Source organism: Corallococcus caeni (genome assembly GCF_036245865.1).
GTDB classification, from domain to species: domain Bacteria; phylum Myxococcota; class Myxococcia; order Myxococcales; family Myxococcaceae; genus Corallococcus; species Corallococcus caeni.
In genome coordinates this window covers 162118-186444 of sequence record NZ_BTTW01000010.1, presented here as the reverse complement: position 1 = coordinate 186444, position 24327 = coordinate 162118, and the positions used below count along the sequence as shown (strand labels likewise).

Annotated in this window: 24 protein-coding genes; 19 read left to right on the top strand and 5 right to left on the bottom strand. The window is 70.9% G+C overall.

Annotation, left to right across the window (positions count from 1 at the left end):
• The first annotated feature begins 72 nt into the window (after window positions 1-72).
• Window positions 73-906: a B-box zinc finger protein gene (locus AABA78_RS33735; protein WP_338269510.1), complete on the top strand. Its 834-nt coding sequence runs from the start codon at window positions 73-75 to the stop codon at window positions 904-906.
• 10 nt (window positions 907-916) lie between these two features.
• On the opposite strand, the gene AABA78_RS33730 is transcribed toward AABA78_RS33735, so the two are convergent.
• Window positions 917-1720, bottom strand: coding sequence for a hypothetical protein (locus AABA78_RS33730; RefSeq protein ID WP_338269508.1), 804 nt, complete (start codon window positions 1718-1720; stop codon window positions 917-919).
• A 188-nt stretch (window positions 1721-1908) separates the two neighbouring features.
• On the opposite strand from AABA78_RS33730, the gene AABA78_RS33725 reads away from it, so the two are divergent.
• A complete protein-coding gene (locus AABA78_RS33725; protein ID WP_338269507.1) occupies window positions 1909-2349 on the top strand; it encodes a CBS domain-containing protein in 441 nt (146 codons plus the stop codon).
• Between the two features lie 6 nt (window positions 2350-2355).
• Here AABA78_RS33725 and dnaA read toward each other — a convergent pair whose 3' ends face one another.
• A complete protein-coding gene (dnaA, locus tag AABA78_RS33720; protein ID WP_338269506.1) occupies window positions 2356-3714 on the bottom strand; it encodes a chromosomal replication initiator protein DnaA in 1359 nt (452 codons plus the stop codon).
• 256 nt (window positions 3715-3970) lie between these two features.
• Here dnaA and AABA78_RS33715 point away from each other — a divergent pair, with 256 nt between their 5' ends.
• The 9 genes from AABA78_RS33715 to AABA78_RS33675 all read left to right on the top strand — a co-directional run bounded on the left by AABA78_RS33715 (window position 3971) and on the right by AABA78_RS33675 (window position 10729).
• Complete coding sequence (locus tag AABA78_RS33715; RefSeq protein ID WP_338269505.1) at window positions 3971-4690, top strand: hypothetical protein; 720 nt, start codon at window positions 3971-3973, stop codon at window positions 4688-4690.
• A 149-nt stretch (window positions 4691-4839) separates the two neighbouring features.
• Window positions 4840-4992 carry a 50S ribosomal protein L34 gene (gene rpmH, locus AABA78_RS33710; RefSeq protein WP_120526629.1) on the top strand — a complete coding sequence of 51 codons (153 nt, stop codon included), beginning with the start codon at window positions 4840-4842 and terminating at the stop codon, window positions 4990-4992.
• 15 nt (window positions 4993-5007) lie between these two features.
• Window positions 5008-5427: a ribonuclease P protein component gene (gene rnpA, locus AABA78_RS33705; RefSeq protein WP_338269502.1), complete on the top strand. Its 420-nt coding sequence runs from the start codon at window positions 5008-5010 to the stop codon at window positions 5425-5427.
• Window positions 5424-5642, top strand: a complete 219-nt coding sequence (gene yidD, locus AABA78_RS33700; RefSeq protein WP_120526631.1) for a membrane protein insertion efficiency factor YidD — start codon at window positions 5424-5426, stop codon at window positions 5640-5642. The genes rnpA and yidD overlap by 4 nt, the downstream gene beginning before the upstream one ends.
• Window positions 5643-5694: 52 nt before the next feature.
• Complete coding sequence (gene yidC, locus AABA78_RS33695) at window positions 5695-7515, top strand: membrane protein insertase YidC (protein WP_338269499.1); 1821 nt, start codon at window positions 5695-5697, stop codon at window positions 7513-7515.
• A complete protein-coding gene (locus tag AABA78_RS33690; protein ID WP_338269498.1) occupies window positions 7512-8303 on the top strand; it encodes a hypothetical protein in 792 nt (263 codons plus the stop codon). Before yidC ends, AABA78_RS33690 begins: the two co-directional genes overlap by 4 nt.
• A gap of 43 nt (window positions 8304-8346) precedes the next feature.
• Window positions 8347-8574 carry a hypothetical protein gene (locus AABA78_RS33685; protein WP_171421360.1) on the top strand — a complete coding sequence of 76 codons (228 nt, stop codon included), beginning with the start codon at window positions 8347-8349 and terminating at the stop codon, window positions 8572-8574.
• Between the two features lie 50 nt (window positions 8575-8624).
• Entirely contained in the window at window positions 8625-10043 is a 1419-nt protein-coding gene (locus tag AABA78_RS33680) for a tRNA modification GTPase (RefSeq protein WP_338269495.1), read from the top strand.
• 77 nt (window positions 10044-10120) lie between these two features.
• Complete coding sequence (locus tag AABA78_RS33675; RefSeq protein WP_171421362.1) at window positions 10121-10729, top strand: Uma2 family endonuclease; 609 nt, start codon at window positions 10121-10123, stop codon at window positions 10727-10729.
• Window positions 10730-10746: 17 nt separating this feature from the next.
• On the opposite strand, the gene AABA78_RS33670 is transcribed toward AABA78_RS33675, so the two are convergent.
• A complete protein-coding gene (locus AABA78_RS33670) occupies window positions 10747-11760 on the bottom strand; it encodes a GspE/PulE/PilB domain-containing protein (protein WP_338269494.1) in 1014 nt (337 codons plus the stop codon).
• Between the two features lie 292 nt (window positions 11761-12052).
• Between AABA78_RS33670 and AABA78_RS33665 the strand changes: the two genes are divergently transcribed.
• Window positions 12053-12649 carry a cysteine dioxygenase gene (locus AABA78_RS33665; protein WP_338269492.1) on the top strand — a complete coding sequence of 199 codons (597 nt, stop codon included), beginning with the start codon at window positions 12053-12055 and terminating at the stop codon, window positions 12647-12649.
• Window positions 12650-12655: 6 nt separating this feature from the next.
• Here the strand turns inward: AABA78_RS33665 and sppA are convergent, their stop codons facing one another.
• Window positions 12656-14452, bottom strand: a complete 1797-nt coding sequence (gene sppA / locus AABA78_RS33660; RefSeq protein WP_338269490.1) for a signal peptide peptidase SppA — start codon at window positions 14450-14452, stop codon at window positions 12656-12658.
• Window positions 14453-14743: 291 nt separating this feature from the next.
• Here sppA and AABA78_RS33655 point away from each other — a divergent pair, with 291 nt between their 5' ends.
• Window positions 14744-15730, top strand: a complete 987-nt coding sequence (locus tag AABA78_RS33655) for an aldo/keto reductase (RefSeq protein ID WP_338269488.1) — start codon at window positions 14744-14746, stop codon at window positions 15728-15730.
• Between the two features lie 21 nt (window positions 15731-15751).
• On the opposite strand, the gene AABA78_RS33650 is transcribed toward AABA78_RS33655, so the two are convergent.
• Entirely contained in the window at window positions 15752-16267 is a 516-nt protein-coding gene (locus tag AABA78_RS33650) for a hypothetical protein (protein WP_338269486.1), read from the bottom strand.
• A gap of 252 nt (window positions 16268-16519) precedes the next feature.
• On the opposite strand from AABA78_RS33650, the gene AABA78_RS33645 reads away from it, so the two are divergent.
• The 6 genes from AABA78_RS33645 (at window position 16520) to rsmG (ending at window position 24299) form a co-directional block, all read left to right on the top strand.
• Window positions 16520-19342, top strand: a complete 2823-nt coding sequence (locus tag AABA78_RS33645; protein ID WP_338269484.1) for a M16 family metallopeptidase — start codon at window positions 16520-16522, stop codon at window positions 19340-19342.
• Between the two features lie 42 nt (window positions 19343-19384).
• A complete protein-coding gene (locus AABA78_RS33640; protein WP_338269483.1) occupies window positions 19385-19846 on the top strand; it encodes a macro domain-containing protein in 462 nt (153 codons plus the stop codon).
• 36 nt (window positions 19847-19882) lie between these two features.
• Window positions 19883-20560, top strand: coding sequence for a glutathione S-transferase family protein (locus tag AABA78_RS33635; RefSeq protein ID WP_338269481.1), 678 nt, complete (start codon window positions 19883-19885; stop codon window positions 20558-20560).
• 130 nt (window positions 20561-20690) lie between these two features.
• Complete coding sequence (locus AABA78_RS33630; protein WP_338269479.1) at window positions 20691-21248, top strand: hypothetical protein; 558 nt, start codon at window positions 20691-20693, stop codon at window positions 21246-21248.
• 479 nt (window positions 21249-21727) lie between these two features.
• Window positions 21728-23569, top strand: a complete 1842-nt coding sequence (gene mnmG / locus AABA78_RS33625; RefSeq protein WP_338269478.1) for a tRNA uridine-5-carboxymethylaminomethyl(34) synthesis enzyme MnmG — start codon at window positions 21728-21730, stop codon at window positions 23567-23569.
• A 76-nt stretch (window positions 23570-23645) separates the two neighbouring features.
• Window positions 23646-24299 carry a 16S rRNA (guanine(527)-N(7))-methyltransferase RsmG gene (gene rsmG, locus AABA78_RS33620; RefSeq protein ID WP_338269477.1) on the top strand — a complete coding sequence of 218 codons (654 nt, stop codon included), beginning with the start codon at window positions 23646-23648 and terminating at the stop codon, window positions 24297-24299.
• Window positions 24300-24327 lie beyond the last annotated feature (28 nt).

Sequence of the window (24327 nt, the reverse complement as noted above, 5' to 3'; positions counted from 1 at the left end):
AGCCTGTAAGCCCGAAGGCGACCGGGTAGGCGCCCGGGTGCCGGGTGTTGCTCGCCGTGCGACACTGCGGCCATGAGCCTGGAGGTGCCCGCATCCCAGCAGCGCCGCTGCGCCGTCCACCCGGACCAGCCCGCGGGCGGAACCTGCACCCGCTGCGGGAGCTTCATCTGCGCGGACTGCGCCACGTCCGTGCCGGGCCTGGGCGTACGGCTGTACTGCGTGGCCTGCGCGGCGCGCCCGGACGTGAACTACCTGGAGGCCCTGCGCCAGCGCTACCTGGGGCGGCGCGACGAGTGGGCGTGGGTGGTGGGCGGCGTGACGCTGCTGCTCTGCGTGACCGTGGTCGCCGCGCTGGCGCTATGGGGGCCGGGTACGAGGAGGCAGTCGCTGTTCCTGTTGGTGCTGCTCATCCCCGTGCCGGTGGGCGTCGCCTTCTTCCTGGGGCAGCGCTGGGCGCGGCATGCGCTGCTGGCCACGCCGCTGGTGGTGGCGGTGGCCGCGGATGCCCTGTACCGAGACGCGCGCTTCCTCTTCCTCCTGTGTCTCGTTCCCTCGATGGTCACCGCGTTGCGCATCCACCGCGACGTGCGCAACCAGCTCTTCTTCCGGCTGCCGGTGTCGCCCGAGGCACTGAAGGTGATGTGGAACCGGCGCTTCAACAACCGCATTGCACGTCACGCGTTGCGGTTCGGCCTCGGCGCGGTTCTCCTCCCGCTGTGGGCACCCATCGCGGTGATCTGCGGCGCGGTGGCGCTGACGCGCGTGGACCCCAAGGCGACCCCGCCCATCGGCAGGCGGGGTCAGGCCCTCACGGGCATCTTCCTGGGGCTCGTCAGTCCGCTGCTGTGGTGGTTCGTCCTGCTGCCGGTGTTGGACCGGTGGCTGTCGCCTATGTTCTACAAGTAGGGGACGGCGGTCAGAACGGGAGGGCGCTGAGGTTCCCCTGGGTGCGCAGGGCCTCCCGCACCTTGTCCCCCGCGCCCTGGCATTCTCCGCTCGCGGCGTCCAGGAGCAGCTCGGAGTCCGTCCGGGGCAGGTCCCCGCTCTGGAAGCACGCTCCCAGCGGCAGGCCCTTCAGCCAGGTGGCCTGGCGGAACGTCACGCGCAGGGAGCCCCCTGGCGCCACCGTGAGGGGCTGGGGGACCTCGAAGCCCAGCGCCGTGCCCTCGGGCAGGGTGAGGTTCATGGCCCAGGCGTTCGAGCCCTGGTACAGCCGGGGGTAGGCCCTCAGTCCGCCCTCCGCCAGCACGAAGTCGACCCGCTGGTATTTGGCAGGGGGGATGCGCACCTCCTTGCCGCCCTGCGAGGGCTCCCCGTCCGGCAGAAAGAAGGAGAAGGGGCCCGCGAGCGTGACCGTGTCCGGGCCGTCCTCGGACGGGACGCACCCGGCGCCGTCCTGGAGGTCCTCCTTCACGTCCTCGCACCGCAGCCCTCCGCCCAACGCCAGACGGACGTCCCTCACGTTGATGCCCGCGCCCTCCAGCTGGAATCTCAAGCCGTCATCCGACGTGAGATCCGGGAGCGTGACCGGGTCCGTCATCGCCCGCACCCCCGAGGCCGGGACCGACACGGAATCCCCCTGGAGGAACGAGGGATTGAGCGCGAAGAGCAACCGGGTATGGGTTCCGGTGTCACAGCCGGACAGCCCCAGGGACATCAAAGACAGACACAGCACGGCGACAGTGTGGCCGGAGGCATGCAACCAGGGGATGGAGGTCATGGCGGAAGCAACGCGGAAGGGGGGAGCGCTTCCGGCCGGGCGTCCCTGAGTCGAGGACCCGAAGGGCCCATGAAGCCGCAGCATGCCCGAGACCCGGGGGAATGGACAGACAGCCCGTTGACGCCTCCCTGTCACCGGACAGCCGTGTGCCCACGCTGAAGGAGGAACCCCCCGCAAGGAGAGACGCCATGGCAACGCAACGAGTGAGTGACGTGATGACGTCGGACGTGGAGATCGTCCGCCCGTCTGATTCCTTGAGGGTCGCCGCGGAGAAGATGCGCGCCCGGAACGTGGGGCCCATTCCCGTGTGTGACGGCGACGAGCTGGTGGGCATCGTCACGGACCGGGACATCGTGGTCCGCGCGGTGGCGCAGGGCCTGGACATGGAGCGGACCCAGGTGGCCCAGGCGATGACCCGGGGCGTGGAGTCCGTCTACGACGACGACGACCTCACCCAGGCGGCCCAGAAGATGAGGGCCTCACGGATCCGCCGCATCCTGGTGCTCAACCGGGACAAGCGGCTGGTGGGCATCCTCGCCCTGGGGGACATCGCGGCGGAGCTCAGCGACCAGGAGAGCGGCAGGACGCTGGAGGAGGTGTCCGCGCCGTCGCAGCCGGCCCCGCACTGACGCGGGCTACATGCCGCCGAGCTTCGTCTCCAGCTCCGACAGGTCGCGGTGCACGGTTACGTCCGTCTCCCGCAGGCCCTCCACCTTGCGCACGGCGGAGATGACGGTGGAGTGGTCCTTGTTGAAGCGCGAGGCGATCTCCGGGAAGGAGCTCTTCGTCAGCTTCCGGCTCAGGTACATGGCCACCTGCCGCGCGTGCGCGAGCGCCTTGTGGCGCCGGTCCTCCTTCAGCGCCTCCACGGTGACCTTGTAGAAGCGGGCCACCTCGCGCTGGATGGCCTCCACGTCCACGGTGCGCTGCGCGGGCAGGATGTCGCGCAGCACCTGGGACGCGAACTCCTCCGTCACCGGCTGCTTCGTGAGGCTGTGCATCGCGGACAGCTTCACGAGCGCGCCTTCCAGTTCGCGCACGTTCTTCTGCACGTGCTTCGCGATGAAGTGCGCCACGGGGTCCGGCAGGTTGAGGCCCTCCTGCTCCGCCTTTTTCTGGAGGATGGCGACGCGCGTCTCGTAGGTGGGCTCGCGGATGTCCGCCATGAGGCCCATGGCGAAGCGGCTGCGCAGGCGGTCCTCCATGCCGGGCACCTCCGCGGGCACCATGTCGCTGGTGAGCACGATGGCCTTGTTGAGGCCGAAGAGCGTCTCGAAGGTGTAGAAGAACTCCTTCTGCGTCTCCTCGCGCTTGCCCAGGAACTGGATGTCGTCGATGAGCAGCACGTCGCACTCTTCGCGGAACTTCCGGCGGAAGTCCGTCATGCGGTGCTCGCGCACGCTCTCCACGTACTCGTTCGTGAACTGCTCGCTGGAGAGGTAGACGATGCGCTGGGTGGGGTCCTTCTCCCAGATGTGGTTGCCCACCGCCTGGAGCAGGTGCGTCTTGCCCAGGCCCGTGCCGCCGTAGATGTAGAGCGGGTTGTAGTTGTGGCCCGGCCGGTGGGCCACGGCCTGCGCCGCGGCGGCGGGGAGCTGGTTGCTGTCCGCGACGACGTAGGTGTCGAAGGTGAAGCGCGGGTTGAGCCGCGCGGGCCGCATGGAGTTCACCTTGACGGTGGGCGTGGGCGGCAGGTCCGAGGACGGCGGAGGTCCGACGACGACCTCATAGGCGACGCGGCCCAGAGACGGCTCCAGCCGGGCGATGTGCGTCTCCAGCATGGAGCGGTAGTGGTCATCCACCCAGTCGCGGAAGAAGCGGTCGGGCACGCCCAGGACCAGGGCGTTCTCGCGCACCTCCATGGGGCGCATCCGCTCCAGCCAGGTGAGGGCGTAGTGCAGGCCCTCCTGGCGGATGGCTTCCAGCGTGCGGGTCCAGATGACGCCGGCACTGGGCAGCGAAGGCGTGGGGGCGGAATGGGCGAGGGCGTTCACACGGAGGCTCGGGGACGGCGCGGATGAAGAGAACCAGCGGGCGTCCGGCGGTGCTAACACCCGCTCTCCGGCTGATCAAGGAACCGGCCTGTAGCACGGATCAGCGGGACCCCCTGGCGGGTGGGGATGATCACTCCCGGTGGATCCGCCTTCTGTCCCTGGCGCGAGCCGTTCCGATGGGTTGCGGGAGGTGGGCGGCGGCGCCACCTGAACGGCCTTGACGTGATCCACCCAACGTTGCACAGGACATGAACGCATGGCGAACATCAACGAGCGCAGGACGCTGTTCGCGGCGACGACCGGGGGACGCACGTTCCTGCTCCGCCGGCACGATCCACCGGGCGAGCACACGTCGCACGAGCTCTCCTTGTATGAGGACTACCTGGGCCCCACGCCGAAGGAGCTGCCTCTTCCGTGGCTCCCTCCCGAAGGCTTCACTTCGGAGGTGGAGGCACTGGATCACGTCCGGCGCTGGCACGCGGGGGTGACCGCGTTCGAGGACGTCCGCCAGGGCCGTCACGTGGCCATCGACTTCGCGCGGGCGCTGAAGCTCGGGACCCTGGAGCCGCTGAGTCCTTCAATGAGCGCCGAGGCGGTGGTGGCCTTGCTGGGAGTCCCCGAAGAGGTGACGCCCACGTTGGAGCCGGGCACCGTCTGCTGGTTCTACGGCGCCGTGCAACTGGGCCTGGAGGACGGCCGTCTCCGGTTCCTGGAGGTGGACAGCGGCGTGGGGGCCTTCACCAGCCTGGAGTTCACGGGCTGGTTCCTGGATCCGTCGATGACCAAGCCGCGGCTGGAGGAAGCGCTGACGGCCCGGGGCATCCCCTTCACGCGGGAGACCCACATGGAGGCCCCGGTCCTCCGTGTGCCCGGCGGCTTCCTGTTCGACTTCGACGCGGACACCGAGCGCATCCACGCGCTCTACTGGAACCACCCGCTCGCCGTTCCTTGCCCCGTCCCTCCTTTTCCTACATGATCGCCAAGTCCCCCCAGCGCAGGGCTGCACGGTCGGCGCTGGTGATCCTTGATTGACTTGTCCAGGAAATAGGGTTACGGACGCCCCCTTTCCACTGTACGGGTCGCGCCGGATGGTCCAGGCGCTGCCTTCAGCTCTCAGGAGTCGTTGTGTCCAAGCGCACGTACCAGCCGTCGAAGATCCGGCGCAACCGCGCCCACGGGTTCCGTAAGCGGAATGCCACCAAGGGCGGCCGGGATGTCCTCAAGCGCCGCCGGGCCAAGGGCCGTAAGCGCCTGGTGGTGTCGTCGTTCAAGAAGTAACTGGACGCACGGACGATGGCCGAGGGAGCGGCGCCGCGGGTGCCTCAGGCAACCGACGAGCGCTTCCCCAAGGCCTTTCGCCTGCTCCAGCGGCGTGAGTTCCTGGAGGTCCAGGAGGGCGGTCAGAAGGTTCCGTCCGACTGCCTCCTGGCCCTCGTTCAACGCAACAACCGGGCGCACTCCCGCGTAGGGCTCACCGTCTCCAGCAAGGTGGGCAACGCGGTGGTGCGCGCACGCCTTCGCAGACTGCTTCGCGAGCTGTTCCGCAAGCAGCGCGGGCAATGGCCCCCCGGTCTCGACGTAGTCCTGGTCGTCCGCTCCTCGGCGAAGGAAGCCTCCTTCGCGCAAGTTTCCCGTGCGTTCGACGGCGTCACCCGTAAGCTGCAACGGCTCTTTCCGGCACCTCGCGTGCCCCCTAAAGAGCCCGCCCCATGAGTCCACTCGCCTTCGTCATCGCCCTGCCCATCCGCTTCTACCGGCGGTTCCTGGGGCCGCTGCTGCCGAAGGCGTGTCGGTTCCACCCCTCGTGCTCCACCTACGCCATGCAGGCGCTGGAGAAGCACGGCGGGGTGAAGGGCAGCGCCCTCACCGTCTGGCGCCTGCTGCGCTGCCAGCCATTCCACCCCGGTGGATTCGATCCCGTCCCCTGACGGTTTGCTTCCGCCCGCCCTCCGGCCGTCCGCCGCCGGTACAGGGAAATCCATGACGAACGACCCGCTGTCGCCCCAGTCCAACGATTCGCAGAAGCGGCTGCTCCTGGCGCTCGCCCTCTCCTTCGCGGCGACCGCCGCCTACACCTTCTTCTTCGCCCCCAAGGGGCCGCCTCCGGGCGCGGAAGGCACGGACGGCGGGGTCGAAGTCGCGGCCACGCTGGACGCGGGCACCCCGGGCATGGCCGCCGTGCCGCCGCCGGGCATGGGCGCGGAGGACGGGGGCACCCACGCGGAGGCCCCGCCCCCGCCCGCGCGCACCGTGGACTTCGCCCGGCCGGAGGTGAAGTACACCTTCTCCTCCGAGGGCGCCGGCCTCACCTCCGCCGTGCTCCAGGGCACGAAGATGCGCGAGCAGCAGTCGCTCACCGTCAAGGAGGGCTTCGAGAAGCTCTTCGGCAAGGACATCCCCCCGCCGCCGCAGATGAACCTGGCGCACCCGGTGCCCGGCCAGCCCCTGCCGCTCGCGGTGACCATTGAAGGCGGCGCACCGCTGGCGGCGAACACCCGCTACGCCGTGCAGGAGGGCCCCTCCGACAACGGCGGCAGCGTGGCGTTCACCGGCCGCCAGGGCCCGTGGGAGCTGACGAAGACGCTCCAGTGGCCGCGCGAGGGCTTCGAGTTCACCTACACCCTCCAGGTGCGCAACACCTCCGCCCAGGCGCAGACAGGCGAGCTCAAGGTGCACTACGGCCGCGCCATCGACCCGGAGTTCGAGCACGCGCCGTCCTTCTTCGGCGGCGTGGGCAACCTGAGCCGCTCCGCGTGCTGGGTGGAGGACAAGCTCCACAACCTGTCTCCGGGTGACAAGCCGCCCGAGGAGACGCGCGGCCCCATCTCCTTCTTCGGCATCAACCAGCAGTACTTCCTGTCCGCGCTCTACCCGCTGGAAGGCGCGCTCAACGGCCACTGCACGCTGACCGCCACGCCCACCGGGCGCGAGGTGTCCGCGGGCTTCCCGCTCAAGGTGGAGCCCGGCCAGGTGGCCACGTTCCGCTTCGGCGGCTACCTGGGCCCCAAGGATCCGGACCTGCTGCGCCCGGTGCCCGGCGCGGAGCTGCGAAGCGTCGCGGGCCTGTCCGCCACGACGTTCCACCCGGCGCTGGAGGACACCGTCGACTTCGGCATCTGGGCGGTGGTCTGCAAGATTTTGCTCGCGGTCATGAAGTTCTTCCACGGCATCGTGGGGAACTGGGGCGTCGCCATCATCCTGCTCACCGTGGTGGTGAAGCTGGTGCTCCTGCCGCTCACCTACCGCTCCATGGTCAGCATGGAGGCGGTGAAGGTGCTGCAGCCGAAGATGGATGAGATCCGCAAGAAGTTCGCGGACGACAAGGAACGCCAGAACCTGGAGATCATGAAGCTGTACCAGGAGGCGAAGGTGAACCCCCTGGGCGGCTGTCTGCCGCTGCTCATCCAGATGCCGGTGTGGATCGCGCTGTTCACGTCGCTGCGCAACAGCTTCGAAATCTACGGCGAGCCCTTCTTCGGCCCCATCTGGCGCGACCTCACCTACAAGGACCCGACGTACATCCTGCCGCTGGCGCTGGGCGTGTCGATGATCATCACGCAGAAGATGCAGCCGCAGATGATGGACGCGGCGCAGGCGCGGATCATGACCTGGGTCATGCCCATCATCTTCACGTTCACGCTGCTGCAGTACCCGGCGGGCCTGTCGCTCTACATCTTCACGAACAACGTGCTCTCCATCGGCCAGCAGTGGGGCCTGCGCAAGTGGCTGGACCGCAAGAAGAACCAGACGGGCGGCGGGACGCCGGCGGTGGTGCCCGCCGGGGGAGGCAAACGCAAGTGAGCGGGACTCAGGGCGTGGCGGGCGGCGGGGACTTCCGCCCCCGGGTGGAGAAGCTGCTCACGGACATCCTCGGGCTGATGGGGTTCCCGGCGCGGCTGGACCTGCAGGACGCCACCGACGGCAGCCTGTCCGTGGCGCTCCACTTCGAGTCCGGCCCGCCTCCGGGCGTGGAGCCGGGCAAGCGCAGCCAGGTGCTGGATTCGCTCCAGTTCCTGCTCAACAAGATGCTCCACCGCCCGGGCGTGGAGCGCCGCTGGGTGATGCTGGGCGCGGGCGCGCACCCGGAGCCCCGGCCGCGCCGCGAGGCCCAGGCCCAGGCCCAGGCCGCCGCTCCGGCCGCGACCGTGGAGCAGGTGGCGGCTTCCACGCCCGCGCAGAAGCCGGCCCGGGCTCCGGCCGCCGCTCCGGCCGCGCAGCCGCAGCAGCGCAACGCCCGGGGTGGGCAGCCGGCGCAGCAGGCCTCGAAGCCCGCTCAGGCACAGGCTCCCGCGAAGGGCGCGGAGGCGGACGAGCGCTCGCTGCAGGTCGAGGAGGATCCGGCGTTCCGGGAGGCCGTCCGCAAGCTCGCGGAGAAGTCCGCCAGCCTGGGGCGCTTCTATGCGTTCGCCGCGATGAAGACTGAGGACCGCGCGCGCGTCCTGAAGGCAGTAGAAGGAGTGGGTGGAGTGAAGGTGGCGGCGGAAGGTGAAGGCCGCAACCGACGCGTGGTGTTCACCCCGGCGAAGCCCGCCCCGATGCCCAAGCGGAGCCTGCTGCCGGACGACGACGAGGACGACGTCGACGCCTGAGCAGGTGCCCGCTCGGGGCCGCCGGCGGGCGTGAGAGGAGCGAATGGGTAAGGCGAAGGGATTGAAAGACAAGCTGTATGGCGCGGCGGTGCTGAAGATGAGCTTCCGCCTGCGAGGGGATGAAGAGTCCCCGGCCTTCCGCTTCGTCTATCCGGGCGTGCTGCGCGACCTGGAGGTCGACGACGCCGAGGTGGAGAAGTACATCGAGCAGCACCGCGACGACGTGGAGCGCGCCGCCCGCGGCTCCACCCCGCCGCAGGGGCCCCGGTAGGATTCCGGGGCGGGGCGTGCGCCCGTCTTCCGGTGGTCCCCTGCCCCGCCATGACGCCTGAGTCCGCCACCATCGTCGCGCTCGCCACCGCGCCCGCCGCGGGGGCGGTGGGCATCCTCCGGGTGTCCGGGCCGGCCGCGCTGGAGGTGGGGCGCGGGCTCGCGCCCGGGGTTCCGGCGTCCCCGACTCCGCGCCACGCGTACCTGACGTCGTTCGTGGACGCGGCGGGCGCGGTGCTGGACGAGGGCCTGTTCCTCTACTTCCAGGCCCCCCGGTCCTTCACCGGCGAGGACGTGGTGGAGCTGCACGCGCATGGCAGCCCGAGGCTCCTGCGGCTGCTGCTCGCGCGGGCGCTGGAGGACGCGCGCGTGCGTCCGGCGCTCCCCGGTGAGTTCACCCGGCGCGCGTTCCTCCACGGTCGCATCGACCTGACCCGCGCGGAGGCGGTCGCGGACCTGGTGGCCGCGGACTCGGAGGCGGCCGTGCGCGCCGCCGCGGCGGGGCTGTCCGGGGCGCTGGCTGAACGGATCCGCGCGCTGGAGCTGCCGCTGCGCGAGCTGCACGCGGACCTGGAGGGCGTCCTCAACTTCCCCGACGAGGCGGAAGGAGCGGATGCGGAAGCCGGCTCACGGGTCGCCGCGCTGCGCTCCGCCGCGGAGGCGCTGCGCGCGGAGGTGGGGCGCGGACGGCTGGTGCGTCAGGGCGCGCGCGTGGCGCTGTACGGCCCGGTGAACGCGGGCAAGTCCACGCTGTTCAACCGGCTGGTGGGCGAGGCCCGCGCGCTGGTGGACGACGAGCCCGGCACCACCCGCGATGCCCTGGAGGCCCGCGTCGAGTGGGACGGCCTGGGCGTCACGCTCTACGACACCGCCGGCCTGCGCGAGGCCCCCGGCCGCGTGGAGGCCCTGGGCATCGCGCGCACGAAGGAGCTGCTCGCGGCCGTGGACCTGGCGGTGCTCGTGCTGCCGCCGGGGACTTCGCGGGACGAGGCCGCGTCGTGGACGCGCGAGGCCGGCGCCACGCCCGTGCTCACCGTCACCGGTAAGTGCGACGTCATGACCGCGGCGCGGAACCCCGTGGAGGACGACACGAACGCGGCCAGCGCCGTGCCCTCGCCGCTCGGCGACGCGGCGTCTGACGGGATGTCCGCCCTGCCCTCCCCCACCCCGCCGCGCGTCAGCGGCCTCACGGGGGAAGGCGTGGACGCGCTGCGGACCTCCGTGCTCTCGCGGCTGTGGGGCGGTGGCACTCCCTCCGCGGTGGCCCTCGTCTCCGAGCGGCACGCGGACGCCCTGCGTCGCACCGCCGAGGCGCTGGGCCGCGCGGAAGAGGCGTCCCGCGTGTCCACCCTGGAGGTCCTCTCCGGTGAGGTCGGGCTCGCGCTGGAGGCCCTGGGGGAAGTGTCCGGAACGAGCGTCTCCGAGGCCCTTCTGGACACCCTCTTCCAGCGCTTCTGCATCGGGAAGTAGTGCCTCCGCGGGCGGCGGTCCGCATGTCAGACCCCTCCCTAGAATGCCTCGCGTTCACCGGCGCTCCCCGAGGATTCATGACGGCACTCCAGCAGCTTCAACCCACCTCCCACTCCCTGCTCTCGGCGCTGCCGTCGGGCTGGGTGGGGGAAATCCTCGATGGCGAGCTGGTGGCCTCGCCCCGCCTCTCCGTGGCGCCCGCGCGCGCGGCCTTCATGATGGGCGTGGAGCTGGGTGAGCGGCTGGACCCGCGCCGTGGCGGCAACGGCCGCTGGTGCTTCCTGCGCGCGCCGGAGCTGCACCTGGGCGGGGACATCCTCGTGCCCGACCTGGCCGCCTGGCGCCGTGAGCGCGTGGCCGCCCCGCCGGAGCCCGGCGCCGCGTTCTTCACCCTGGTGCCGGATTGGATCTGCGAGGTCCTCACCCCCGCCACCACCGCGCTGGACCGGGCCCGCAAGCTGCCCCTGTACGCGCGGGCCGGCGTGTCCCACGTCTGGCTGGTGGACCCCGTCGCGCGCACGCTGGAGGTCTACCAGCGGCTCAAGCGCGGCTGGCTCCTCACCGCGAGCCACGAGGACGACGCCCTGGTGCGCGCCGAGCCCTTCCCTTCCGTCCCCCTGGAGCTGGGCTCGCTGTGGCTCCCGGACGCGGCGGAGGAGATGCCCCGGCTCGTCGCGCTGCCCTGACCTTCCGCCGGGAGGCCTCAGCTCGCGCGCTTGAGGCGCGCTTCCTCGGAGGCGCGCGACAGCCGCCGCACGGCGCGCAGCAGCAGATCCGGATCCACCGGCGCCGCCACGAAGCCCCGCGCATGCACCGCCTGCGCGCGGGGCAGGTCCCGCTCCGGCGTCTTGCCCGCCACCAGCACCTGCGCGCGCAGCCGCTGCGCCAGCACCTCCATCGCGGGCAGCGGCGCCACCACCACCTGCGTCTCGCTCGCCGTGCACACGTCGCCCGTGCTCGCCACCTTCACCGTGAAGCCCGCCCCGCCCAGCACCCGCACCAGCCCGGCCGCCGCGTCCGCGCCCCAGCCGTACACCAGCACCTGCTCGCGCACCGTCACGCGCGGCTCCGGCGCCGGCGTCCACGCGGGCTCCAGGGGCGCCAGCATGGGCAGGCCCGCGTCCCGCGCGGGCTCACGCACGGGTTCCCGAACAGGTTCCGGAGCAGGCATGTCCGTCAGCTCCGCCAGGGACTGCCCCACCACCAGGGGCAGCGACTCGTCCCACTCCGGCAGGGAGAAGCCCTCCATCCCGGGACGGCGCTGCGGCGTCGCCGGCTCGCCCCGGTACAGCCGCCCGATGGCCCGCCCCAGCGCCGCGTCCGTGGCCAGCCGCGGCACCACGCGCGCCTTGCCGGACACGCTCTTCACCACGTCCAGCGTGGCCAGGCTCGCCGGCGCGGCCAGGGCCACCACCAGCACCTCCCGGACCCCCTGCCCTTCCAGCCGCAGCGGCACCACCCGGTGCGCCTCCGCCAGCTTGCAGGGAATCAGCCTCGCGAGCGACGCGTCCAGCGGCTGGGCGTCCAGGTCCACCGCCTCCACGCCGGACTGGGCCGCCAGGGCGGACAGCACCGCCTCCGCGGTGCAGAAGCGCTGGTCCACCACCACCTGCCCCAGCGCCACGCCCCACTTGCGCTGGTACGCCAGCGCCGACTGCAACTGCAACGCATCCACCACACCCCGCGCGAGCAGGATGTCCCCCAGACGCTTCTTCATCGCACGCTCTCCTCCGGCCCCCCTCCGTGCTTCGGCCGGGACGACCTGCCCACCATTCCCTCCCCTCTACGCCAGGAGGGTGTAAAATTACAGCTAAACCGGAGGAAGTGGGGCGCGGGTCGGTACGGGTTGCCTGCTCGGACCCAGAAGACGCCGTGTGGCCACTTCTTCCTGAGGTTTCTGCGTTCTTCAACGAACCCCGCTCCAATCCTTGAAGGGGGGACGACAAAGCGGACGTTCACCGGAAGACCCCGGGGTGGCCGGATGTCGCAGACGTTCCTAGCCTGTACGCATGGCTGACGCGTGCCTGAGAGAGTTCGTGCGGATGCTCCGCGCGCGCCGTGCCGCTCCCGGGGGACTGGCGGGGGTGGATGCGGAGATGGCGGGGCTCCAACTGGAGCCGTCCAGCCTCAAGCCCTACCTGCACTTCCTGCCGGGCCGCTACACGCGCAACCTCATCCACCGCGACGAGGGACTGGAGATCATCGTCAACTGCTGGTCCCAGGGCTCGGTCTCGCCCGTCCACGACCATGACGGCCAGGAGTGCTGGTTCAGCATCCAGCGCGGCCAGTTCCTCCTGGAGAACTACCCGCTGCTGGAGGGTGGGATGGAGCCCGGCCTGGCGCGGCTGGGGGCTCCGGCGCGGGTGGGCCCGGTGGGCGCCGGGCACGTGGACTTCCGCGACCCGGGCGCCTCCATCCACCGCGTGAGCCTGGCCGGCAACGCCCCGGGCATCACGCTGCACGTCTACGCCGGTCCGGTGGCCCGCTGCCTCGTGTTCGACCCTCGCCGCCACCGCTGCGCGTCGCACTCGCTGCGCTACCACAGCATCTTCGGGCGGCCGGTGCGGCCCGACGAGGGCCGCGGCTCCGTCCCCCTGCACGTCTGACGCGGGCTACCAGCGCACGTCCGGCACGGGCGCGTACAGCATGCGCCCCTCCGCGCCCTGCCCCGTGAGGCCCAGCTTCGCGCCCACGCGGTACACGGCCCGCACCTGCTCCAGCAGCTGCGACGACATGACGGCCTGGCTGCCGGCGGCTTCGTCGTCGCTGTTGTCCGCCTCGTGCTTGCCCAGCATCTCCGACAGCACCTGCCCGGTGGGCCGGGGGCGCGGGAAGACGACGATGCGGACCGGTGCGTCCTTCTCCAGCTTCGCGGCCTCCTTCGCCAGCTCCAGCGCCTTCGGGTAGCCGCCGAGCGCGTCCACCAGCCCGCGCTCCAGCGCGTCCTCGCCCGTCCACACGCGCCCCCTGGCCACGGACTGGAGCTTCTCCAGCGGCATGTTCCGCGCCTGGGCGGCGCGGCTGGTGAAGTCCAGGTAGATGGTGTCCAGCTCGGACTCCAGCTGCGCGCGCTGCTCGGGGGTGAAGTCCTGGTCGGAGCTGGAGAAGGTGGCGTTCTTCCCGAAGGCGATGGTGTCGAAGTTCACGCCCAGTTTCGCCCACAGCTCCGACGTGACGAACTTGCCGTTGTACACGCCGATGCTCCCCGTCAGCGTGCCCGGCTGCGCGACGATTTTGTCCCCGGCCATGGCGACGAAGTAGCCGCCGCTGGCCGCGTACGTGCCCATGGAGACGATGACGGGCTTGCCCGCCTCGCGCGCGCGCTGCACCTCGCGGCGGATGGTGTCGCTGGCGGAGTAGCTGCCGCCCGGGCTGTCCACGCGGAAGAGGATGGCCTTCACGGACGGGTCCTCCACCGCCTTGCGGAAGGCCGCGGCCACCGTGTCGCCGCCCATCACCTGGCCGCCGGAGAGCGGGTTGGACTGGCTCTTGCCGCGCAAGACCTCCCCCACCCCGTAGATGAGCGCGATGGTGGTGCCCGTCTGGTTCGGCCGGCCCGCGCGCTCCAGGTACTTGTCCACGTAGAGCAGCTGCGCGCCGTCGCCGGCCTGCTGCTTGAGCTCGTCGTGGATCTCATCGCGGTAGCGCAGCCCGTCCACCAGCTTCGCGTCCACGGCCGCCTGGCCCATGAAGGGCGCGCGGTCGATGAGGGCGCGCACCTCGTCCTCGGACAGCTTGCGGCCCTCCGCCACGCCCTTCACCACCTGGTTGAAGAGGCTCTGGCCATACGCCTCCGTGGCCTCGCGCTGGTGGGGGCCGTAGGACGTGTCGGTGAAGGTGTTGACGGCGTTCTTGTACTCGGCGCGCTTGCCGAACTCCGGCTTCACGCCGAACTTCGCGAAGGCGTCGCGAGCGAAGGGCGTCTCCATCACCAGGCCGGTGAGCCCCACGTCGCCGGAGGGCTGGATGTAGACGGCGTCGAAGGCGCTGGCCAGGTAGTAGGCGCCGGTGCCGTTGCCCGCCTCGCCGAAGCCGTCCGCGTACGCCACCGCCCGCTTGCCTGACGCGCGGAAGGCCTTCACCGCGTCCCGCAGCTCCTGCACCTGCGCGGCGCTGCCCGGCTGCCCGACGCGCACCACCAGCGACTTCACCCGAGGGTCCGTGCGGGCCTTCTCCAGCCCCTCCACCACGTCCCGCAGCGACGTGGGCTCCTCGCCGAAGGCGCCCGCCAGGGACGTGTCCAGCGTGTACTCCGGCAGCGGCTGCTGCAGGTCCAGCTCCAGCACCAGGTTGGACGGCACGCCGGGCTTGCTCGACGCCGCGAGCATCAACAGCCCCACCACACCCACCACGAAGAGGATGGACAGCGCCCCGATGAAGGCCAGCGCGCCAATGAAGAAGCGTTTCATCCGGAAGGACTCCTGATGTCGACGTGCCCGAGGGACGGTCCCCGACCTTCAGGCGGCCTACCATCAACGCGCGCGCCCGACGACGCTTGCGTGCGGTGCAGTGACGGGCGGCGGACGGGGAGCCAGGGCCCGCCCGTCCTGGTGGCCGGGGGGCGTGCCGGCACCCGGGCCAGCGCGCGCGCCGCCGCGGTGCACACCGTCCCCACAGGAACCAGGGGCGTCCGAGCGTGGGCCCACAGGCGGCAGGCGGGCGCCCGCGCGCTTCTTCTTTTCGGCCCCGGGAGGCATGGGATGCGGAAGCGACGGTTGGGCAATTCCGACATGGACCTCACCGCGCTGGGGTTCGGCGCGTGGGCCATTGGCGGGGGCGGCTGGGCGTTCGCCTGGGGCGCGCAGGACGACGCGCGGTCCATTGAAGCCATCCAGCGCGCGCTGGATTCGGGCATCAACTGGATAGACACGGCGGCGGTGTATGGGTTGGGGCACTCCGAGGAGGTGGTCGCGAAGGCGCTGGAGGGCCGGGACAAACGGCCGTATGTCTTCACCAAGTGCGGCATGGTCTGGGATGACCAGGGCCGCGTCAGCCGCGGGCTCACGGCGGACTCGGTGCGCAAGGAGTGCGAGGCGTCCCTGCGCCGGCTGAAGGTGGATGCCATTGATTTGTATCAGGTGCACTGGCCGGTGGAGGACGGGGCGGAGCTGGAGGAGGGGTGGACGGCGTTGGCGGAGCTGCAGCGGCAGGGCAAGGTGCGCTGGCTGGGCGTGTCCAACTTCGATGTCTCGCAGCTGGAGCGGGTGCGGCGCATCGCGCCGGTGACGTCGTTGCAGCCGCCGTATTCGCTCATCCACCGGGACATCGAGGACGACGTGCTGCCCTACTGTCAGGCGCAGGGAATCGGGGTGATTGTGTATTCACCCATGGCGTCCGGGTTGCTGACAGGGGCGATGACCCGCGAGCGCATCCAGGCGATGCCGGACGACGACTGGCGCCGCCGCAGCGCGGACTTCCAGGAGCCGAAGCTGTCGCATCACCTGATGCTGGTGGAGCGCCTGCGCGAGGTGGCCGAGCGGCATGGCCGTTCTCCCGCGGAGGCGGCCATTGCCTGGACGCTGCGGGATCCGGCCGTCACCGCCGCCATCGTCGGGGCGCGCAGCGCGAAGCAGGTGGATGGCTTCATCCACGCGGGGAACTTCCGGCTCACGTCCGAGGAGGTCCGCGAGGTGGAGGAGGCGCTGGGGTCCGGCTCCGCGATGGCGCCCGGGGGTATCTACGCCTGAATGAACGCGCGCATGGAGGACTCAGTTCTCCCCGGGCTCGTCCATGCGCTTCTCCAGGACGTCGATGCGCTTGCGGTCAGACGACTGAGCATCCGCGAGGTGGTTCAGCGCGCGGCCCACCTGTCCGAACATGCGGATCTGCGCGCTTTTGATGCCGTGCACTTCCTGCGTCAGGGTCGAGACGTGCGTGGTGAGTTCACCCATGTTGTCACGCAATTCATTCAGCTCTCCATCAAACGCGCCAACCCGTTGCGAGAAGGCGCCAACCTGTTGCGAGAAGGCGTCGACCTGTTGCGAGAAGGCGCCAACCTGTTGCGAGAAGGCGCCAACCTGTTGCGAGAAGGCGTCGACCTGTCCCCTGAAGTCATGAACCCGATCCGACAAGCGCTGGGTCTTCCGGAAGAGGACCCGGCACTTCATGTGGACCGTCCTCAGCGCCTTCTCGGTCCGCGCGAACTGCTCCTTCGACTCCTCCTGCATCTCGCGGAATTCCTGCAGCATCCGCACCATCACATCCCCGCCCGTCGCCGTCGCCAATCCGTCCCTCCTGGTGATGGGCGGCGTTCCTACCAAGGTGTTCTGACATGACATGGCGTTCGGCCTCCGGAGCGGATCCGCGCCAGGATACCTGACAACCTGTGAGGTTGGAAGCGCGGGACAGGACCTGGGACGGTCCACCCTCCCCTCCTGGGTGGACGCCTGCCCGGAGGGCACGGGATGTGTCGGGATGGTAGGACCCGGTGGCGCGGTTAGAAGTCCCGTGCCCATTCCTTCGCACCCGAGGACCGCATGACGCGTCGTACCCCGCTCGCCCTGCTGGCCGTCCTGCTCGTGGCGGCCCCGCCTGTGTGGGCCGCTCCGGCTCCCCTCCCGAGGCCCGCTGCCTCCTCGGCCGCGCGCGCGCCCTCGAAGCCTGCCTCCCTGTCCCCCGTCGCGAGCGTGGAGGGCATCACCGAATACCGCCTGCCCAATGGCCTGCGCGTCCTGCTCTTCCCGGACCCCACCAAGGCCACCGTCACCGTCAACGTCACCTACCTCGTGGGCAGCAAGCACGAAGGCTACGGCGAGACGGGCATGGCGCACCTGCTCGAACACCTGATGTTCAAGGGCACGCCCACCACCCCCAACGTGCCCCAGGCCCTCACCGAACGCGGCGCGCGCCCCAACGGCACCACCTGGCTGGACCGCACGAACTACTACGAGACCCTGCCCGCGTCGGACGACAACCTGTCCTGGGCGCTCGGCTTCGAGGCGGACCGCATGGTCCACAGCTTCATCGCGCGCAAGGACCTGGACAGCGAGATGACCGTCGTGCGCAACGAGTTCGAGTCCGGCGAGAACGACCCGCGCGGCATCCTCTTCAAGCGCACCATGAGCGCCGCGTACCTCTGGCACAACTACGGCAAGGCCACCATCGGCGCCAAGGCGGACCTGGAGCACGTGCCCATCGACCGGCTCCAGGCCTTCTACCGGCGCTACTACCGCCCCGACAACGCGACGCTCGTCATCGCCGGCCGCTTCCAGCCGGAGAAGGCCCTGGCGCTCGTGCAGTCCACCTTCGGCAAGCTCCAGAAGCCCGCGGAGCCCGTGCCCCTCACGTACACCCAGGAGCCCACCCAGGACGGCGAGCGTGAAGTGACGCTGCGCCGCGTGGGCGACAACCAGCTGCTCTCCAGCGTCTACCACGTGCCCGAGGGCGCCCACCCCGACTTCGCCGCCATCGACGTGCTCACCCAGGTGCTGGGCGACGTGCCGTCGGGCCGCCTCTACAAGGCGCTCGTGGAGACGAAGAAGGCGTCGCGCGCGGGCGCGTTCAACTTCCAGCTGCGCGACCCGGGCGTCATCGGCTTCAGCGCGGAGGCCCGGCAGGATCAGCCCCTGGGCCCCGTGCGCGAAGGCCTGCTCAAGACCGTGGAGGAGTCCTCCAAGACGCCCTTCACCGACGAGGAGGTGAACCGCGCGAAGACGAACCTCGCGAAGCAGACGGAGCTGCTGCTCAACAACTCCGAGCGCGCCGCCATCCTCCTGTCCGAGTGGGCCGCCGTGGGCGACTGGCGCCTGCTCTTCCTGCACCGCGACCGCATCGAGGCCGTCACGCCCGCGGACGTCACCCGCGTGGCCGCCGCGTACCTCAAGGCCTCCAACCGCACCCTGGGTTCCTTCCTGCCCACGCCCAAGCCGGACCGCTCGGAGCTGCCGCCCCCGGTGGACGTGGCGAAGATGGTGGACGGCTACCAGGGCAAGGCGCTCGTCGCGCAGGGCGAGGCCTTCGACCCCTCCCCCGCCAACATCGAGTCACGCGTGCAGCGCGGTGAGCTGCCGTCCGGCGTGAAGTACGCGCTGCTGCCCAAGAAGACGCGCGGCGAGATGGTCAACCTCACGCTGGACCTGCACTGGGGCACCGCGGAGGCCGTGAACGGCAAGCAGCCCGCCGCCTCCTATGCCGGCAGCATGCTGATGCGCGGCACGAAGAAGCACACCCGGCAGCAGCTGGAGGACGCGTTCGACAAGCTCAAGGCCCGCGTGGGCGTGGACGGCGGCGCGACGGGCGCCAGCGTCGGCATCGAGTGCCCTCGCGCGAGCCTCCCGGAGGTCCTCAAGCTGGTGGCGGAGGTGCTGCGCGAGCCCGCCTTCGACGCGAAGGAGTTCGCGCTCCTCAAGCAGGAGCGGCTGGCCTCGCTGGAGTCGCAGCGCAGCGAACCGCAGCCCCAGGGCAGCATCGCGTTCTGGCGCGTGCTGAGCGCTCACTACCCCAAGGGCCACCCGCTCTACGTGCCCACCCTGGACGAGCGCCTGGCCGACGCGAAGGCCGTCACGCTGGAGCAGGCGCGCGACTTCCACCGCCAGTTCTACGGCGCCTCGCGCGGGGAACTCGCGGTGGTGGGGGACTTCGACGCGAAGGAGATCACCTCGCTCACGGGCAGCCTGCTCGATGGCTGGAAGAGCCCGGCGCCGTACGCGCGCGTGGCCCGGACGTACCAGCCCGTGGCCCCGAAGTCCGTGGTGCTGGAGACGCCGGACAAGGCCAACGCGTACTTCCTCGCGGGACAGCTGCTCCAGATTCGCGACGACGACGCGGACTGGCCCGGCATGATGATGGGCAACTTCCTCCTGGGCGGCGGCTTCCTCAACTCGCGGCTGGCCACGCGCGTGCGCCAGCAGGACGGCCTGTCCTATGGCGTGGGCAGCAGCCTGTCCGCCGAGGAGCTGGACACCGTGGGCTGGTTCGTCACCTACGCCATCTACGCGCCGCAGAACGCGCAGAAGCTGGAGGCCGCCATGCGCGAGGAGATCACCCGCGCCGTGCAGAAGGGCTTCACGCCGCAGGAGCTGGACAAGGCGCGCGCGGGCCTCCTGGAGTACCGCCAGTCCGCTCGCGCGCAGGATGGGAACCTGGCCCGGCAGCTGTCCAACGGCCTGTACTTCGGGCGCACGCTCGCGTTCGACGCGGACGTGGAGGCGAAGCTCCAGAAGCTGACCGCCGAGGACGTGCGCAAGGCCCTGTCCAAGCACCTGGACTTCAGCAAGGCCACCCTCGTTCGCGCGGGTGACTTCGCGGGCGCGTCCAAGCAGCAGGCTCCGGAGCCTGCCAAGGCGAGCGCGGCGCCGTAAGCGCCATGTCTGTCATTGGGCGGGCGCGGTAGAGTCCGCGCCATGCCCGTGCAACTGGTGGAAGGCGACCTGCTGGACCAGCCGGTGGACGCCATCGTCAACGCGTGGAACCGGAACATCATCCCCTGGTGGCTGCTCTTGCCCCAGGGGGTGTCCGGGGCCATCAAGCGCCGGGGCGGCACGGCCCCGTTCCGTGAGCTGGCGCGGGTGGGGCCCATGCCCCTGGGCTCGGCGGTGGTGACCGGGCCGGGGCGCCTTCCCTTCAAGGGCATCATCCACGTCGCCGGCATCAACATGCTCTGGCGCGCGTCCGCGCGGTCCATCCAGGACTCGGTGCGAAACGCGCTGGCGCGGGCCGGGGAGCAGGCTTTTCGCTCCGTGGCGTTCCCCATCATCGGCGCGGGCTCCGGGAGCTTCGACGAGGACCGCGCGCTGGAGCTGATGCGCGAGGCCCTGGGCGACGCCCCCGCTTTCGACGTGCGCGTGGTGCGCTTCCGCCGTTAGACGGTGCGCACCTCTTCACTTCGAAGCGAGGGTGACATGATTGACCTGTATACGTGGGGCACGCCGAACGGCTTCAAGGTCTCCGTGGCGCTGGAGGAGCTGGCGCTGCCGTACACCGTGCATGCGCTGGACATCTCCACCGGCGTGCAGAAGCAGCCCGCGTTCCTGGCCATCAACCCGAACGGCCGCATCCCCGCCATCGTGGACCGCGCGGAGGGCGACTTCGCCGTCTTCGAGTCCGGCGCCATCCTCATCTACCTGGCGGAGAAGACGGGCCGGCTGATGCCCACGGACGCGAAGGGCCGCTCGCGCGTCATCCAGTGGCTGATGTTCCAGATGGCCGGCGTGGGCCCCATGCAGGGGCAGGCCAACGTGTTCTTCCGCTACTTCCCGGAGAAGCTCCAGCCCGCCATCGACCGGTACCAGAACGAGACGCGCCGCCTCTACACGGTGCTGGAGAGCCGGCTGAAGGACCACGAGTACCTGGCCGGGGACTACAGCATCGCGGACATCGCGAACTGGGCGTGGGTGCGCTCGCACGACTGGGCCGGCGTGTCCGTGGACGGCCTGCCCGGGGTGCAGCGGTGGCTGGCCGCCATCGAGAACCGCCCCGCCTCGCAGCGCGGACTGGACGTGCCCACGCCTCGCAAGCAGCAGGAGGCACGGACCGACGCGCAGCGCATCGAAGGTGCTCGCGGTCTCATCCAGCGCTGAAGCGCCCTCCCCTCCCCTGCCCTCTCGCACGGACCCGGACATCCAGCCCGGGCGTGCGCATGATGGGGTCGTTCGTAGCTCCCGGGCCGGCCGGTGTGGCCCCCTTCCGGGAGCACGGGGAGTGGATGACATGGAAGTGGTGCGGAGCCTGGGCCGGTGGGCCGGACTGTGTCTGGCATTGGGACTGTGGGGCGGGTGCACGCCGAGCGGTGGCGGCGCCGTGCGCGCGTCGCGGGACAACGTGGCGCCGGACGGCTGCGCGCCGGCCACGTGCTCGCAGGCGATGGTGGCCTGTGGCCGGACGCCGGATGGGTGCGGCGGCTTCATCGACTGCGGCGACTGTCAGGCCGGCACCTGTTCCCAGGGGCGCTGCGTGGCGCCGCCAGTGCCCGTCGAGCCGAAGAAGGAGCCCCATGGCCCCCTCAGCACCTGCACTCCCGGGTGCAAACCCAACGAGTCCTGCGTGGACGACCGCTGCGTCTGTCAGCGCGCGACGTGCTCCTCGCTGGGGCTGAGGTGCGGCACCGCGGACGACGGCTGCGGCGGCGTGGTCCAGTGCGGTGCGTGCGTCCCCGCGTGCCGGCCGGACGAGATGGAGTGCTGTGGCGCGTGCATCCCGAAGTCCGAGGGGCGCTGCCCGGACAACGTGCACTGCCCCAGCCAGTCGAATCCCCCGGTCACCCGCTGACGCCGTGCGGTTCCGGGCCCTCGGTGAAGGGCCCGGAATCCGGAATGTCAGACCCCCCCGCTATACCCTTCCCCGTCGCGCACACGGGCGGTCCGCCGGCCTCGCTGGTTCGAGTCCGAAACCCCCATGCGCCCTCACCGCCTGGGCAGGCTTTGGCCCCCCGTGTGTGCGACGCCATGTGAAGGCACGAGGGCCGGGGGACTCGTGCGGGCAGGTCCCATGGATGCCATCGCCGTCGACGGGCCAGAGACGCCACCGGTGTGTCCGGCGCGCCCTTGACGGATCCACGATGACTGGTGCGCGCGAGGCGGGCGGCGTTGTTACCCCTCCCACCGTCCGCCTCGCGTGCTCCCGAACTCGTCGGGCATGTCTGTGATTGGGCCCGGGGACCGGGCAGGGGAGGAACCCGCCGGGTGGACGGTGTCCTCGCGCCCCGGCTTGCCACGGACGCGTCCGGGCGTGATACCCCCCGGGACGCGATGGAACTCCGATACGACATCGTCGTGGTGGGGCTGGGCCACGCGGGCTGCGAGGCGGCGCTCGCGTGCGCGCGCATGGGCCTGTCCACCCTGGGCGTGACGCTCAAGCGCGAGCGCGCCGCCGTGATGAGCTGCAACCCCGCCGTGGGCGGCACCGCCAAGGGCCACCTGGTGCGCGAGCTGGATGCGCTCGGGGGACAGATGGGGCGCGCGGCGGATCTCGCGGGCACGCACGTCAAGACGCTCAATCCCTCCAAGGGCCCCGCCGTGCAGGCCACCCGCGTCCTCTGCGACCGCGACGCCTACGCCGCCGGCATGCAGGCCGTCCTCTTCGCGCAAGCCAACCTCACCGTGCGCGAGGGTGAAGTGGCCGCCGTCGTCGCGGAGGAGGGGAGGGTGAAGGGAGTCGTGCTGGGGGACGGCACGCAGGTGGTGGCCCGCGCGGTGCTCCTCACCACCGGCACCTTCCTGCGAGCGCTCATGCACGTGGGCGAGCAGAAGGAGGTCGGCGGCCGGCTGGGGGACGAAGCCGCGCGCGGCCTGTCGGAGTCGCTGCACGCGCTGGGCTTCACGCTGGGCCGCTTCAAGACGGGCACGCCCGCGCGCCTGTCCCGGGACAGCATCGACTGGGACGCTGTCACGCCGCAGCCGGGGGACACCGGCGTGCGGCCGTTCTCCTGGCGCACGCGGATGGAAGAGGGCCTGCCGTTTCCGCGTCAGCCCGCCGTGATGTGCGGCCTCACCGCGACGACGGAGGCGACGCACCGGCTCCTGCGCGACAACCTGCACCGCTCGCCGCTGTTCCAGGGGGACATCGTGGGGCGGGGGCCCCGGTACTGCCCGTCGCTGGAGGACAAGGTGGTGCGCTTCGCCGCGCGCGAACGGCACCAGGTGTTCCTCGAACCGGAGGGGCCCACGTCGCCGCTCGTGTACCCGGCGGGCCTGTCCACCAGCATGCCCGCGGACGTGCAGTTGGATTTCCTGCGCACCATCCCCGGCCTGTCCCGCGTGGAGGTGGTCCGCTACGGCTACGCGGTGGAGTACGACTACGCGCCGCCCACGCAGCTGCACCCCACGCTGGAGACGAAGGCCGTCGCGGGCCTGTACTTCGCGGGGCAGCTCAACGGCACCTCCGGCTACGAGGAGGCCGCCTTCCAGGGGCTGTGGGCCGGCATCCAGGCGGCGCTCCAGGTGAAGGGCGAACCGGCGCTCGCCGTGGGCCGCGACGAGGCGCACGGCGCGGTGCTCGTGGATGACCTGGTGACGAAGGGCGTGGACGAACCGTTCCGCATGTTCACCAGCCGCTCCGAGCACCGGCTGAAGCTGCGCGAGGGCAACGCGGACCTGCGGCTCGCGCGTCACGGGCATCGCGTGGGGCTGCTGCCGAAGGAGGCCCTGGAGCGCGCCGAAGCGCGGGCCCACGCGGTGACGGCGGAGGTGGCGCGGCTCAAGCGCACCGGCCTGGCGATGCGGCTCAAGCGCCCGGAGGTGACGTACGCGCAGCTGGCGCAGGAGCGCGAGGACTTCCCGGCGCTCACCTCCGACGTGGCGGAGGAGGTGGAGGTGGAGGTGAAGTACGAGGGCTATATCGCCCAGGCCGCCCGGGCCGCGGCGCGCGAGGCGGAGGCGACCGACCGCTGGCGCATCCCGGACGCGTTCCGCTTCACGGACGTGCGCGGTCTGGGGACGGAGGCGGTGGAGAAGCTGTCCGCGCACCGGCCCGGGACGGTGGGGCAGGCGCGGCGGATTCCGGGCCTGACGCCGGCCGCGGTGTCGCTGCTCCTGGTCGCGCTCAAGCGCGGGCAGGGGCCGTCAAGTGATCAGGAAGAGGGTTGTGGATAACGTGTGGACAATTCTGGGGATGGATTTCCCCTGAGTGATTCCAAGGACTTGAAGGGCCCTTCGGGGTGGAGGTGTTGTGGATAACGCGCGGTTCTCAGATCAGCTGGCATCCGGATGCAGTGCGTTGGGCGTGACGGTGGGGCCGGACGTGGGGCCCCAGCTCCAGCGGCTGATGGCGGAGCTCCTGAAGTGGAACGCGAAGGTGAACCTCACGGCCATCACCGCGCCGGAGGAGGTGCTGGAGAAGCACTTCCTGGACTCGCTGGCGGTGCTGCCGGAGGTGACGGGCGCGACGTCGCTCCTGGATTTGGGCGCGGGCGCGGGCTTCCCGGGGCTGCCGCTCCGGCTGGCGCTTCCGGGCCTGGGCGTGACGCTGGTGGACACGGTGGGCAAGAAGATCGCGTTCATCAAGGCCGCCGCCGCCAGCCTGGGACTCACCGGGGTGCGCGGGCTGCACGCTCGAGCGGAAGGAAAGCCGGAGACGGAAGGGATCCCGCGCGCGCAGGTGCTCATCGCGCGCGCGTTCATGGACCTGCCGGACTGGCTCGGCCTGGCGCCCGCGTACGTGGAGGAGGGTGGGCGCGTGGTGGCGATGCTGGGCAAGGCGCAGACGGACGCGGAACTCCAGGCGCGCGCGGCGGAGCGCAACCTGCGCGTGGTGTCCGCCCGGGCGTATCGGCTCCCGTTCTCCGGCGCCGAGCGTCAGGTCGCGGTGTTCACGAAGGGGTAGGGGAGGGCACTCCCGGCTTGATCAAACT